11 protein-coding genes are annotated in these 14,410 nt (G+C 73.1%); 10 read left to right on the top strand and 1 reads right to left on the bottom strand.

The window, feature by feature from the left end:
* Nucleotide 1: 1 nt before the first annotated feature.
* On the top strand, nucleotides 2-1,261 hold the full coding sequence (locus tag JQN72_RS06705) for a class I SAM-dependent methyltransferase (protein WP_307812474.1): 1,260 nt from the start codon (nucleotides 2-4) through the stop codon (nucleotides 1,259-1,261).
* 6 nt (nucleotides 1,262-1,267) lie between these two features.
* On the opposite strand, the gene JQN72_RS06700 is transcribed toward JQN72_RS06705, so the two are convergent.
* Entirely contained in the window at nucleotides 1,268-1,918 is a 651-nt protein-coding gene (locus JQN72_RS06700) for a TetR/AcrR family transcriptional regulator (protein ID WP_307812473.1), read from the bottom strand.
* A gap of 105 nt (nucleotides 1,919-2,023) precedes the next feature.
* On the opposite strand from JQN72_RS06700, the gene JQN72_RS06695 reads away from it, so the two are divergent.
* From JQN72_RS06695 to JQN72_RS06655, 9 genes are all read left to right on the top strand, one after another.
* Entirely contained in the window at nucleotides 2,024-3,307 is a 1,284-nt protein-coding gene (locus tag JQN72_RS06695; protein ID WP_204134397.1) for an acetyl-CoA C-acetyltransferase, read from the top strand.
* 1 nt (nucleotide 3,308) lies between these two features.
* Entirely contained in the window at nucleotides 3,309-4,661 is a 1,353-nt protein-coding gene (locus tag JQN72_RS06690) for a 3-oxoacyl-ACP reductase (RefSeq protein ID WP_204134396.1), read from the top strand.
* A 2-nt stretch (nucleotides 4,662-4,663) separates the two neighbouring features.
* Entirely contained in the window at nucleotides 4,664-5,515 is an 852-nt protein-coding gene (locus JQN72_RS06685) for a MaoC/PaaZ C-terminal domain-containing protein (RefSeq protein WP_204134395.1), read from the top strand.
* A 120-nt stretch (nucleotides 5,516-5,635) separates the two neighbouring features.
* Complete coding sequence (locus JQN72_RS06680) at nucleotides 5,636-6,652, top strand: phosphotransferase enzyme family protein (RefSeq protein ID WP_204134394.1); 1,017 nt, start codon at nucleotides 5,636-5,638, stop codon at nucleotides 6,650-6,652.
* 73 nt (nucleotides 6,653-6,725) lie between these two features.
* Nucleotides 6,726-7,379 (top strand): hypothetical protein, encoded by a 654-nt coding sequence (locus JQN72_RS06675; protein ID WP_204134393.1) that lies wholly within the window; start codon nucleotides 6,726-6,728, stop codon nucleotides 7,377-7,379.
* A gap of 109 nt (nucleotides 7,380-7,488) precedes the next feature.
* Nucleotides 7,489-9,474 (top strand): threonine--tRNA ligase, encoded by a 1,986-nt coding sequence (thrS, locus tag JQN72_RS06670; protein ID WP_204134392.1) that lies wholly within the window; start codon nucleotides 7,489-7,491, stop codon nucleotides 9,472-9,474.
* A gap of 146 nt (nucleotides 9,475-9,620) precedes the next feature.
* Complete coding sequence (locus tag JQN72_RS06665) at nucleotides 9,621-12,902, top strand: GH92 family glycosyl hydrolase (protein WP_204134391.1); 3,282 nt, start codon at nucleotides 9,621-9,623, stop codon at nucleotides 12,900-12,902.
* Nucleotides 12,903-13,302: 400 nt separating this feature from the next.
* Nucleotides 13,303-13,782 carry a GNAT family N-acetyltransferase gene (locus JQN72_RS06660; protein ID WP_204134390.1) on the top strand — a complete coding sequence of 160 codons (480 nt, stop codon included), beginning with the start codon at nucleotides 13,303-13,305 and terminating at the stop codon, nucleotides 13,780-13,782.
* Nucleotides 13,783-13,865: 83 nt separating this feature from the next.
* Complete coding sequence (locus JQN72_RS06655; RefSeq protein WP_204134389.1) at nucleotides 13,866-14,405, top strand: HIT domain-containing protein; 540 nt, start codon at nucleotides 13,866-13,868, stop codon at nucleotides 14,403-14,405.
* Nucleotides 14,406-14,410 lie beyond the last annotated feature (5 nt).

Below are 14,410 nucleotides of genomic sequence, written 5' to 3'. Positions count from 1 at the left end.
CGTGAGCATCGCCGACATCGTCGCCTCCGTCGTCGAGCACCCGCTGACCGTCCGGGTGAGGGCCTACGACGGCTCGTCCGCCGGCCCGGAGGACGCCGGCCACGGGCTGAGCATCGAGACACCCCGGGGGCTGTCGTACCTCGCGACCGCTCCCGGCGACCTCGGGCTCGCCCGCGCGTACGTCACGGGAGACCTCACGGTCAGCGGGTCGCACCCGGGCGACCCGTACTCGCTCCTCGTCGCGATGTCCGACCTGCGCTTCCGCCGCCCGACGAGAGCCACGGTCCTCCAGCTCTCTCGGCTGCTGGGGGCCCGGGGGCTCACCCCGCCGCCGCCACCACCGCAGGAGGCGCTCCCGCGGTGGCGGCGCATCGCCGAGGGGGTCCGGCACTCGCTGACCCGCGACGCAGACGCCATCCAGCGCCACTACGACGTCTCCAACCGCTTCTACGAGATGGTGCTCGGTCCGTCCATGACCTACACGTGCGCGTGCTACCCGAGCCCCGATGCCACCCTCGAGGAGGCACAGGAGAACAAGTACCGGCTCGTGTTCGACAAGCTGGGGCTCCGGCCCGGCGACCGGCTGCTCGACATCGGCTGCGGGTGGGGCGGCATGGTGCGCTATGCCGCCCGGAGAGGGGTGTCGGTGCTCGGGGTCACGCTGTCGCGGCAGCAGGCGCTCTGGGCCCAGAAGTCGATCGCGGACCAAGGGCTCGCCGACCACGCGGAGGTCCGGCACGCCGACTACCGCGACGTCACCGAGACGGGGTTCGACGCGGTCTCCTCGATCGGGCTCACCGAGCACGTCGGGGTGCGCAACTACCCGGCGTACTTCGGCTTCGTCCGCGAGCGGCTCCGCACAGGCGGGCTGCTGCTCAACCACTGCATCACCCGGCCGCACAACCGGCGGCAGGAGACCGGGCCGTTCATCGACCGGTACGTCTTCCCCGACGGCGAGCTGACCGGCTCCGGGCGGATCATCACCGAGGCCCAGAACAGTGGGCTCGAGGTGCTGCACGAGGAGAACCTGCGCCCGCACTACGCGCTGACCCTCGCCGCGTGGTGCCGCAACCTCGTCGCGCACTGGGACGAGTGCGTGGCCGAGGTCGGGGAGGGCACTGCGCGGGTGTGGGGCCTCTACATGGCGGGCTCCCGGCTGGGCTTCGAGCGCGACGACGTCCAGCTGCACCACGTGCTCGGCGTCAAGCTCGACGAGCAGGGCCGGCACGGCCTGCCGCTGCGGCCCTGGTGGGTCGCCTGAGAGCCGTCAGCGGCGCGGACGCAGCCCGTCCCACGCGAGCGTGGTGAGCGCGTCGGCGAGGTCGTCGGCGCTGCCGCCACCGCCGGCTGCACCCTCGGCGAGCCATGCGTCCGCGGCGGCCCGGACCATCCCGACCAGCGCCACCCCCCACAGGTGGGCCGTGCCGGGGTCGACCCCGTCGTCGCGCCCGGCCGCCACGATGGTCGCGACGTGGTCGGCGATCCGCCCGGTCATGCCGGCCGCGACGTCGCCCTGCGGGCGCTCGCCCGGCGGGACGATCGGCGCGTTGACGATGAACCGGTAGACCTCCGGGTCGTCCTCGACGAGGTGCAGGTAGGCCCCGATGACGGCGCGTACGACGTCGCGGGGCTCGCGCGCGGGAAAGTGCGGGTCCCCGGCCGCTCGGGTGATGCCGCGGATGATCGTGCCGTCCACGCGGTCGGCAACGGCGGCGTACAGCCCGGCACGGTCGGCGAAGTGCCGGTAGACGACGGTTTTCGAGGTTCCGGCCGCGGCGGCGATCTCGTCCATCCCCGCTCCCGGACCGTGGCGGCGGACGGCCCGCAGCGTGGCCTCGACGAGCTCTCGGCGGCGGGCGAGACGGTGCTCGTCCCACCGGGCGCTGCGGCCGTCGGTGGACGGTGCGGGGGAGGTCACGGTCACCGACGGTAGCAGGGACCGGTAGTACCTGATACCGTCCGTACCGGATAAGGGCGGTGAGCCGACCGGCCGCCGCCACCGACGCACCCGCAGGAGCCACCGGTGACCACCCACCGCCGCGCCGCCGTCCTCGGCGGCAACCGCATCCCGTTCGCCCGGCAGTTCGGCCCGTACGCCGAGGCCTCCAACCAGGACATGCTCACCGCCGCGCTCGAGGGCCTCGTGGCGCGGCACGGTCTCGCGGGGGAGCGGCTCGGCGAGGTCGTCGCCGGTGCGGTGATCAAGCACAGCCGGGACTTCAACCTCACCCGGGAGGCCGTCCTCGGCTCGAGCCTGTCACCGGACACCCCGGCGTACGACGTCCAGCAGGCCTGCGGAACGGGGCTCGAGGCCGCCGTCCTCGTCGCCAACAAGATCGCCCTCGGGCAGGCCGACTCGGGCATCGCCGGAGGCGTCGACTCCGCCTCCGACGCGCCGATCGTCGTGCCGGAGCGGCTGCGTCGCAAGCTGCTGCGCCTGAACCGTGCCAAGACAGCGGCCGAGCGTGCCAAGGCCGCCGTCACCATCCGGCCCACCGACCTGGGCGTCCAGGTCCCGGCCAACACCGAGCCGCGCACGGGGATGTCGATGGGCCAGCACATGGCGCTCACCGCAGAGCGCTGGGGCGTCACCCGCGAGGCCCAGGACGAGCTCGCTCTCGCCTCCCACCAGAACCTCGCCGCCGCCTACGACGCCGGGTTCTTCGACGACCTGATGACGCCCTACCTCGGGCTGACCCGCGACCAGAACCTGCGGGCCGACACGACCATCGAGAAGCTCGGCTCGCTGCGCACCGTCTTCGGCGACGGGCCGGGCGCCACGATGACCGCCGGCAACTCCACCCCCCTGACCGACGGCGCCTCCGCGGTGCTCCTCGGGTCGCAGGAGTGGGCCGAGGAGCACGGACTGAAGCCGCTCGCGTGGTTCGTCGACGGCGAGACCGCCGCGGTCGACTACGTCTCCGGCGACGAGGGCCTGCTCATGGCGCCGGCCTACGCCGTGCCGCGGATGCTCGCCCGCCAGGGCCTGACCCTCCAGGACTTCGACCTCTACGAGATCCACGAGGCCTTCGCCGCCACCGTCCTGTCGACCATGAAGGCCTGGGAGGACGAGGAGTTCTGCCGCGAGCGACTCGGCCTCGACGCCCCCCTCGGGAGCATCGACCGCGACACCCTCAACGTCACCGGCTCCTCGCTCGCCGCGGGGCACCCTTTCGCCGCCACCGGCGGCCGCATCCTCGCCACCCTGGCGAAGCTGCTCCACGAGAAGGGCTCCGGCGCGCGCGGGCTCGTCTCCATCTGCGCGGCCGGCGGCCAGGGCGTCGTGGCGATCCTCGAGGCGGCCTGAGGTGGCGCGCGCCGACGGCTACACCACGTTCGTCAGCAGCGGCTTCGGGAAGAAGCTCGCCACCACCCTCGGCCTGCCGCAGCCGGTGCCGCTGCGCCGGTACGTGCCGGGAGGGCCGCTCGTCGACGGGCCGGTACTCGTCGGAGGCCATGCCGACACCCCGGCCGTCACCGCCCTGCGGGCCGGGCTGACGGCCGCGGGCGCGACGCTCACCGAGGTCGTCCCGGACGGCGCCCGCCTCGGCGGTGTCGTCGTCGACCTCACCGCCGCCGAGACCCCCGCCGACCTCGAGTCGCTCCGTGCCACCCTCGCGCCCGCGCTGAAGCGGCTCGGCCGGTGCGCGCGGGTCGTCGTCGTCGGCCGGCGCCCAGGAACCTCCGGCTCGGTCGCCCAGCAGGCGGCACGCCGCGCGCTCGAGGGCGTCACCCGCTCGGTGGGCAAGGAGCTGCGCGCCGGTGCCACCGCGAACCTCGTCCTCGTGACCGAGGGGTCGGAGGGCGCGGCGCTCGGCACGGTGCTGTTCCTCCTGTCCGGCCGGTCCGCCTACGTCGACGGCCAGGTGTTCCGGGTCGGCGAGGGCGGTGCCGTGGACGCCCCGGCCGACGCCGAGCACCCCCTCGCCGGGAAGGTCGCGGTCGTCACCGGGGCCGCCCGCGGGATCGGCGCCGACATCGCCCGTACCATCGCCCGTGACGGCGCCACCGTCGTGTGCGTCGACATCCCGGCGGCCGGCGCCTCCCTCGCCGACGTCGCGAACGAGGTCGGCGGCACCGCGCTGCAGGTCGACGTCACCGCCACCGACGCCGGCGCGCGCATCGCCGAGCATGCCCGCACCCGCCACGGCGGGCTCGACCTCGTCGTGCACAACGCCGGCATCACCCGGGACAAGCTCCTGGCCAACACCGACGAGGACCGCTGGGACTCGGTGCTCCAGGTCAACCTGCTGTCGATCCTGCGGATGAACGAGGCCCTGCTCGCCAAGGACGGGCTGCGCGACGGCGGCCGGATGGTCCTCGTGTCCTCGATCGCCGGGATCGCAGGCAACCGCGGGCAGAGCAGCTACGCGGCGTCGAAGGCCGGCGTCATCGGGCTCGTCGACGGCTACGCGGCCGACAGGGCCCTGCGGCGCCGGGGGATCACCGTCAACGCCGTGGCGCCGGGCTTCATCGAGACCGAGATGACCGCGAAGATCCCGTTCGCCACCCGCGAGGTCGGTCGGCGCCTGAACAGCCTGTCCCAGGGCGGGCTCCCGGTCGACGTCGCCGAGACCATCGCCTACTTCGCGGCGGATGCCCAGGCCGCGGTGACCGGCAACGTCGTCCGCGTCTGCGGGCAGAGCCTGCTCGGGGCGTGACGATGACCACCGAGACCCTGCCGTCGCTGCCGACCATCGGGCCGCTGCTCGCCCGGGCCGCCCTCACCGCCCGCGGGCGCCGGGGGAGCGAGGTGCCGGGCCGCACGCTGCGCGTCGAGAACGTCCGCGTCGACCGGCACCGGCTCGCGGCCTACCAGCGCCTCACCGGGTACGCGGTGTCCGACGCCGTGCCGCAGCCGTACCCGTGGGTACTCGCCTTCGCCGTGCAGTGCGAGCTGATGACCCGGCCGGACTTCCCACTCGCCCTGCCCGGCATGGTCCACCTCGAGAACCGGGTCACCACCCACCGGACGCTCGACGCCGCCGACCCGCTCACCCTGTCGGTCACGGCCGGCTCGCTGCAGCCGCACCGGCGCGGTCGCACGCTCGACGTCCGGCTCGAGGCCCAGGTCGGCGAGGACCTCGTGTGGGAGTGCGACAGCGTCTACCTGTCCCGCGGACACGGCACCGACGACGCACCGCGGGGCGACACGGCACCCGACGCCCCGGCGGGCCCCGCCACCGTGGTGTGGCGGCTGCCCGACGACCTCGGCCGTGAGTACGCCGCGGTCTCGGGTGACGTCAACCCCATCCACCTGCACCCTCTCGCGGCACGCGCCATGGGCTTCCGCCGGCACATCGCGCACGGCATGTGGACCTACGCGCGCACGCTTGCCGCGCTCGGCCGCACCTCGCTCGGACCCTCCACGAGCCGGGTCTGGTTCACCAAGCCGGTGTTCCTCCCGTCGAGCGTCGAGCTGGTCCGGGCCACGACGGCGGGCGGCGACGTCGCCGCGCTCCGCTCCCGCAAGGACCCGTCGACGACGCACCTCGTCCTCTCCCTCGAGGCCTGAGGCGCGGCTGAACGGGTCGCGGTGCGGCCCGTCGTGGGTCCCGACACGTGCGCGCGTCGCGCCTGTTCACTCGCGGGAAAACGTTCGCGGTCCACGAACGGGCTGTGCTTGGCTGCCCGCGTGACCGCCCACGACGCAGCGACCCGGTACGAGGACCTCGACGAGCAGGCCCAGGTCGACGCGCTGCGCCGGGTCGCCCTGGAGGCCGCACCGCGGTTCGGGCTGGAGGTCGCGCGCCTCGAGCTGGTGCTCCACGGCTTCAACACGACCTTCGAGGTCGCCACGAGCGACAGTCGGCGGGTCGCCCTGCGGGTCAACGTCAACTCCCTGTCCGACGACACCCACCTCGCGGCGCAGCTCGCCTGGGTGCACGCGCTGGCCCGCGACACCGACGTCCGCGTCCCCGATCCCGTGCCGACGCGCCACGGGGAGCCCTTCACGATCGTCCGCTCCGCCGTGCCCGAGCGTGACTTCAGGGTCGTCGTCAACACCTGGCTCGACGGCGAGGACGTCGGGGACTGCGACCTCGACCAGGCCAGTGCGCTGGGCCGCGCCATGGCCACGTTGCACGTCCACGCCTCCACCTGGAGCCCACCCTCCGGGACGTCGCTGCCGGTGTTCGACGAGCCGCTGTGCGGGGACGAGGACCGGCTGTCCTCCAGCGAGCTGCTGGACGACAGCGGCAGCCAGGTCGTCGCCGAGACGTTCGAGCGCACCCGGCAGGCGTTCGCCGCGGACGTCGCCACGACGACCCCCGTGGTGGTGCACGGGGACCTGCACGGCGGGAACCTCAAGTGGCACGAGGGCCGGCTCGCCGTCTTCGACTTCGACGACGCCGGTCTCGCCACGCCGGCGCTCGATCTCGCGGTCGCGACGTACTACCTACGGGGCGACCCGCCCGAGGTCGAGACCGCGCTGCGCGCCGGCTACGGCGAGGTCGTCGAGTGGCCCGACGTCCCGCCGGAGCGCTTCGAGACGCTCATCGCCTCCCGGCAGCTCATCCTCGCGAACTCGCTGCTCACGACGAGCACCCCGGAGTACCGCGCGATGGCTCCCGAGTACCTCGCGCGCACCGTCGAGCGGCTGCGGCACTGGCTCACCACGGGCCGTTTCGTTCTCGACCCGCCCGCCGCCTGACCGTCCCCGGTATCACACGACGCCTTCGTTCCTCCTGCACTGTGACCGCCGAGGACACGATCGAGGAGACGTCATGGGTGTGGGAGTCGAGCTGCAGTCGGTGCTGTGCGAGGTGGAGACCGCAGCGGGGCGGACGGCGCAGCGCCGGGCCCGGCGCCGCCGGCGCGGGTCGGACGAGGTGGCGGTGTTCCTCGCGGTGCACGACACCGACACCGGGGACCTGCTGACGACCTACCACTGGGTGCGGACCGGCGTCGACAGTGACGACCTGCTCGTCGTCCGCCACACGGTGCTCGACGCGGCCGGGTCCACCGACGACGTCACGGTCACCGTCGTGGGGTACGAGATCGACGGCCGCGGCTCGACGGAGAAGCTGGCCGCCGCCAAGTTCGAGGACTTCCGGCAGTCGGTGACCGCTTCCGACCGGGGACTCGCCCTGCGTCGCCGCCCGGCCCGCACCGCGGCCCGGGTGCTGCTCGTGCCGCCGCTGGCGCGCCGGGTCCTCCAGGACGACGTCATCATGCTCGACAGGTTCCGGGTGACCGCCGCCGACGTCCGCGGCCCGGCGGTCCCGCCGGTCGAACGCGACGAGCCGAGCGGGGACGTCCCCGGCCTGTCCGTCGAGGGCACCTGGGACCGGGTCGGCGCGCTGCTGCGGGCGGCTCGTCGCTACCGGTCCCGCGAGGAGCACTCGAGCTACCTCGTCCGGCTGACCTTCGAGCTCTGAGGAGTGGCCGGCCGGGTCCGGCGAAACCGCCGCGAGCGGGGACCGGCGCGCTCGATACGATCGGGGCGCGCCGGTCCCGGTGCGTCAGCCCATCCGAGGAGCCGCCGTCATGTCTGCCCAGGTCACCGTCCACATCGCCGGGAGCGAGCGACAGGTGGACCAGGGCACGACCTACGCCGAGCTCTTCGACGGCGACCGCAGCGTCCTCGTCGCCCGCGTCGGCGGCGAGCTGCGCGACCTGCACCTGTCCGTTGCCGACGGCGACGTCGTCGAGCCCGTCACCGCCGCCGAGCAGGACGGCCTCGACGTCCTGCGCCACTCCGCGGCCCACGTCCTCGCCCAGGCCGTCCAGCAGCTGCATCCGTCGGCGAAGCTCGGCATCGGCCCGCCCGTGCGCGACGGCTTCTACTACGACTTCGACGTCGAGACCCCGTTCACCCCCGAGGACCTCAAGGCGCTCGAGAAGGCGATGCAGAAGATCGTCAACGAGGGCCAGACCTTCCACCGCCGTGAGGTCGCCGACGCAGACGCCGCCGTCGAGCTCGCCGACGAGCCCTACAAGATCGAGCTCATCGGCCTCAAGGGCGGCGCCGCCGAGGACGCCGCCGAAGGTGCGAGCGTCGAGGTCGGCGGGTCCCAGCTGACGATCTACGACAACGTCCGCCGCGACGGCTCGGTCGCCTGGGGCGACCTGTGCCGCGGCCCGCACGTGCCGTCGACCAAGGTGCTCGGCAACGCGTTCAAGCTCATGCGCAGCGCGGCCGCCTACTGGCGCGGGTCCGAGAAGAACCCGCAGCTGCAGCGCGTGTACGGCACCGCGTGGCCGAGCAAGGACGAGCTCAAGGCCTATCTCGACCGGCTCGCGGAGGCCGAGCGTCGCGACCACCGCACGCTGGGGCGAGAGCTCGACCTTTACTCCTTCCCCGACGAGATCGGCTCCGGTCTGCCGGTCTTCCACCCCAAGGGCGGGGTCATCAAACGGGAGATGGAGGACTACGTCCGTCGCCGGCACATCGAGGAGGGCTTCGAGTACGTCGGCACCCCGCACATCGCCAAAGAGGGCCTCTTCCACACCTCGGGCCACCTGCCGTACTACGGCGAGGGGATGTTCCCTCCCATGGACGTCGACGGCATGGACTACCGCCTCAAGGCGATGAACTGTCCGATGCACAACCTGATCTACCGCTCCCGGCAGCGTTCCTACCGCGACCTCCCGCTGCGGCTCTTCGAGTTCGGGCACGTGTACCGGCACGAGAAGTCCGGCGTCGTCCACGGGCTCACCCGGGTGCGCGGCTTCGCCCAGGACGACTCGCACTCCTACGTCACTCCGGAGCAGGCGCCGGCCGAGATCCAGCACCTGCTCGACTTCTGCCTAGGGCTGTTCCGCGACTTCGGGCTCGACGACTTCTACCTCGAGCTCTCCACGCGGGACGACTCCAAGCCGGACAAGTTCATCGGCTCGGACGAGGACTGGGAGCTGGCGACGAAGGTCCTGGAGGACGTCTGCGTCCAGTCCGGGCTCGAGCTCGTCCCCGACCCGGGCGGCGCCGCGTACTACGGGCCCAAGGTGTCGGTGCAGGCCCGGGACGCGATCGGGCGGACCTGGCAGATGTCGACCATCCAGTACGACTTCAACCAGCCCTCGCCGGAGCGCTTCGGTCTCGAGTACCAGGCCGCTGACGGCTCCCGGCGGCAGCCCGTGATGATCCACTCGGCGAAGTTCGGCTCCATCGAGCGCTTCATCGGGGTGCTCGTCGAGCACTACGCCGGCGCGTTCCCGCCCTGGCTCTCGCCGGTGCAGGCCCTCGGGGTGCCGGTGGCCGACGAGTTCGTCCCGTACCTGCGCGAGGTCGGCGAGCAGCTGCGGGCCGCCGGCCTGCGCTTCGAGCTCGACGAGTCCGACGACCGCTTCCCGAAGAAGATCCGCACCGCGAGCAAGGCCAAGGTGCCGTTCGTCCTCATCGCGGGGGAGGACGACCGCTCCGCCGGCGCGGTGTCCTTCCGCTACCGCGACGGGTCGCAGAAGAACGGGGTGCCGGTCGCCGAGGCCGTCGAGGAGATCGCCGCCGCCGTCCGGGAGAAGCGCCAGGTCTGACCGTCCGGGCCTGCGGTGGCCGCAGACCCGGGCCATCTGTCCCGCGGCCTGTCCGGAGCGGACAGGACCTCGTCCACCTGTTGCCGAGGACCGGACCGCCCAGGACAGTCGGGTGCCGACAGCGTCGTCACCCGAAGGAGCGACCCATGCGCCGGCCGTACCGTCCTGGTCTCGTCGGCGGCGTCGTCGCCGGGGTCGTGCTGATCACCGGCACCGGCGGTGCCTCCACCTCCGCCTCGGCGGCCGAACCCCTCGGCTCGTGGGTCAACCCGTTCGTCGGGACCCAGGACAACGGCAACACCTTTCCCGGGGTGAGCGCGCCGTTCGGCATGGTGCAGGTGAGCCCGGACACCGGGGGCGAGGGCGGCTACGACTACTCGCAGAACCGCATCCACGGCTTCAGCCAGACCCACCTGTCCGGTGTCGGCTGTCCGGTCGTCGGCGAGCTCCCCGTCCTCCCCACCACGGGAGAGGTGACCTCCACCGACCCGGACGAGTACCGCTCGACGTTCAGCCACGACGACGAGGAGGCGAGCCCCGGCTACTACCGCGTCGGGCTCGCCACGTACGACGTCGAGGCCGAGCTGACCGCCACGGACCGCACCGGCTGGCAGCGCTACACGTTCCCTGCAGGCGAGCAGGCCAACGTGCTGCTCAACACCGGAAAGGCCAACATGCGCGTCTTCGACTCCGAGGTGCACGTCGTGGGGGAGCACGCGGTGGAGGGCCGCATCCACGACGGCAACTTCTGCGCCGGCAAGGACGAGCACACCGTCTGGTTCCGGGCCGAGTTCAGCACCCCGTTCTCCTCCTTCGCGACGTGGAGCGGCAGCACGCTCACCCCGGGCCGGCGCGACGCCGAGACGTCCGGCGGCCGCAACGGCGCGGCGGTGACCTTCCCGGAGGGGACCTCCGAGGTCACCGTCAAGGTCGCGCTGAGCTACACGGGTGCCGAGGGCGCCCGGGCCAACCTCCTCGCCGAAACCGGCGACGGGTTCGACTTCGACGCCGTGCGCACCCGGCTCGCGCAGCGCTGGGAGGACCAGCTCGGCCTGGCACCGGTGACCGGCGGCACCGACGAGCGACGGACGGCCTACTACACGGCGCTCTACCACTCCCTGCTGCACCCCAACCTCGCCGCGGACGCCGACGGCAGCTACCTCGGCCGGGACGGCGAGGTGCACGTCGCGGACGGGTACACGCCGCGGCAGAACTTCTCGCTGTGGGACACCTACCGCCCGCAGAACCAGCTGCTGGAGATCCTCGCCCCGGACGTCGCGCGGGACTCCTACCTCTCGGTGCTGGCGACCGGGCGCGAGGGCGGATGGCTCCCGCGGTGGGCCCTGGTCGACAGCGAGACGAACATCATGACCGGAGACCCGGTGACGCCCTTCCTCGTCGAGGGCTGGAGCAAGGGCTTCCTCGCGGGGCACGAGGACGAGGCGTACGCGCTCCTGCTGGCGAACGCCACGAGCCGCCCGCCCGCCGACAGCCCCTACAACGGGCGCTCCGGTCAGCACTACTACGAGGAGCTCGGCTACGTGCCGTACGGACTGGACGTCGGCACCGACTGCGTGAGCCACGGAGGTGACAACGACTGCTCGCACCCGGCGTCGGCGACCCTCGAGTACGCGGCGGCGGACGCCTCGCTCGCGCTCATGGCGGCCGGGCTCGGCCACCGCGCCGACGCGCGGACCCTCACCGAACGCGCCGGCTGGTACCGCACCTTGTGGGACGCGGGGACGGAGACCTTCCGCCCGCGCCTGGAGGACGGCACCTGGCTCGACCCCTACGACCCGGTCGAGGCCTCGCACGCCTTCCACGAGGGCGGCTCCTACCAGTACCAGTGGCTCGTGCCCCACGACCCCGCCGGCCTGGTCCGGCTCATGGGCGGCCGCCGGAGCGCCGAGCAGCGGCTCGACGACTTCTTCGCCTACGACGACCTGCTGGCCGACCCCGCGGGCACGGCCCGGTCGACGTGGATCGTCGAGACGTACGACTACTACGGCAAGCCGACGTACAACCCCAACAACGAGCCCGACCTGCTCGCCCCGTACATGTACGCCTGGGTGCGCGAGCCCGCGAAGACCGCGACGGTCACCCGCGCCGCGTTCACGCTCTTCACCGACGGCGCCGACGGCGTCACCGGCAACGACGACCTCGGCACGATGTCCGCCTGGTACGTCTTCTCCTCGTGGGGTCTCTACCCGACGATGAGCGGGGGCGACTTCTTCGTGGTCTCCTCGCCCCAGTTCGAGCGGGTCGATATCACGGTGCAGCGGCCGACCGGTGTCCGGACCGGCCAGGGCGGGCACCTCACGATCACGGCACCCGGGGTCTCCGACGACGCCCGCTACGTGCGCACGCTCGCCGTCGACGGGCGCCGGAGCACGAAGAGCTGGGTGTCGTGGGACGCGGTGCGCGACGGCGGGACGATCGCCCAGACGGTCGGCACGCGACCGAGCCGGTGGGGCACCCGGTCCTCCGACGTGCCGCCCTCGGTCGTGCCGGCCCGCCGCGACCCTCGGGTACGGCTGTCCATGGCGGTCCGCCCGGACCCGCTCGTCGTCCCGGTCGGTGACGACCGCGCGACCCTGACGGTCGAGCTCGTCGGCCAGGCGCCGCGCGGCCTCCCGGTCGAGCTGGACGTGACCACGCCGGAGGGCTGGAGGTCCCGCGTGGGGAACCACGGCCACCGGGTCGTGCTGCGCAGCAAGGAGGCGCCCGCGACCGAGCAGGTGCCGGTGACGCTGCGTCTCCCGGAGGATCTCGGCGAGGGTGACCACGAGGTGACGGTCCGGGCGAGTGCGCCGGGCATCGAGGACGTCGTCCGCACCGTGACCGTGCAGGTGCGCGAGCCCCTGCGCTGTGCGGCAACGGACGCCGACACCTGCCCGGTGGACCTCGACGGGGTCCGGACGCACGACGGCACCGCCACCGTCGACGCTCCCGGCGACGGGGACTTCGACGGCTCCGGCTGGAGCTACGACGCCGACCTCCTCCCGGCGCCGGGGCTGTGGGAGTGGGACGGCTCGACGTTCTCGCTGCCCGAGACCGCGGGGACCACCCCGAGCTTCGTCGAGGCGGACGGCCGGACGCTGCTGGTCCCGGCCGCCTCCCGCAGCCGGTTGCGCGTGCTCGGAGCGACGCACGACGGCGACGTCTCGACCCGGCTGCGGCTCACCTACACCGACGGCACGGTCGACTCGGTGCCGGTGGCCCTCACCGACTGGGCCGCCGGCAGTGGGCACCACGGCAACGAGGTGGCCGTCGCCATGGACCACCGGATCAAGGCCGGAGCCGGCGTCGACGGGCCGCCCGTGCAGATCTTCGGGGTGAGCGTCGAGGTCGACCCCGACCGCGAGCTGCAGGCGGTGACGCTTCCCGGGGACGACCGGTTCGAGGTCTACGCGATGACCCTCGAGTAGGTCCGCATGCCGGGACGGCATGACCGGAGGACGAGCCCCGGTCACGTCCGTCACACGACACACCGACGACACGCCAAGCGCAGCCGGGCGACCCGAGATCGGTCGCCCGAACCCCTTGCGGAGACCCGCGCGGGCGGACTAGAAATAACCCACTCCACCACTTCGGTGGCGGAGGGATCGAGACGAAGGAAGGCCACCAGGCCACGCGGTTCTGCCGCGAGGAGCCAGCCTGTGATGAGGGTGGTGGTGGCCGGAGAGCGACTCGTGAGACGCGGAGCATCACACCGGGTCACCAGAGGCCCCGGGAACTCATACTTCCCGGGGCCTCGCCTATTGTCCGGGCCCGGTGGTTCGCCCGAGCGGGTGCCGCGACGGGTCGGCGTCCGCCATGCTGGGGGTCGTGGACACGACCCAGGCGGTGCGGGTGCGCCCGGCAGAGCCCCGGGACGCGTTCTCCGTCGCCGCGCTGCACATCCAGGACGAGCGCGAGCAGGGAGGCGTCGTCCGTCCCGGCTTCCTCGACGACCTCGCGGACGCCTGGCTGCGCGACCGGGCCCGACGGACCTGGCTCGCCGAGGACCCCTCGGGGCGGCCGCTGGGGGTCGTGCACGGCACCCGGGTGCAGAAGCTGCCGAGCACCCGCCGCCCGGCCACGGCGTGGTTCCACGTCGGCCTGCTCTTCGTCAGCGCCGACGCCCGTGGGCAGGGCATCGGCGAGCAGCTGCTGCGGACCGTCGTCGAGTGGGCCGGGTCGGACGGCGTGACCCGGATCCAGCTCCACGCCCACACCGAGGCCCGCACGCTCTACGAGAGGGCCGGCTTCCGGCCCCCGTCGGAGCGGCTCATGGAGCTGCGTCTCGGGCCGCACGCCCAGGCCTGACCGAGAGCGGCGACCTGCCGGACCTGCTCGACCCACGCGCCGCCACCGACGAGCCTCCTCGTCCGGCCCCTAGGATCGGGAGCATGCCCCAGTCCGAGGACCCTGCCGACTTCACCGGCGACGCGGACGGCTTCGAGCGGCTCTGGACGCCGCACCGGATGGTCTACATCCAGGGCGACCGGCCGGACCCGGAGGGCGGGGACGGGTGCCCCTTCTGCGCGGCGCCCGGCAAGCCCGACGAGGAGGGCCTCGTCGTGCACCGGGGGGAGCACTGCTTCGTCGTCATGAACCTCTTCCCGTACAACCCGGGTCACGTCCTCGTCTGCCCGTACCGGCACGTGGCCCTCTACGTCGACCTCACGGACGACGAGACCGCTGAGTTCACCGCCCTGACCAAGGGGGCCGTCCGGGCGCTGGAGTCGGCGTCGGCGCCGATGGGCTTCAACCTGGGGATGAACCAGGGAGCGGTCGCCGGGGCGGGCGTCGCGGCGCACCTGCACCAGCACGTCGTCCCACGGTGGGGTGGCGACAGCAACTTCCTCCCGATCGTCGCGCGGACCAAGGCGATGCCGATGCTCCTCGAGGACGTCCGCGGGCGGCTCGCCGAGCACTGGCCCGCCTGAGGGAG

Origin of the sequence: Phycicoccus sp. CSK15P-2 (assembly GCF_016888005.1) — a bacterium.
Classification (GTDB): Bacteria; Actinomycetota; Actinomycetes; order Actinomycetales; family Dermatophilaceae; genus Phycicoccus.
Note: the sequence above shows the minus strand (reverse complement) of the source record. Positions and strands in the feature narration are given on the sequence as shown.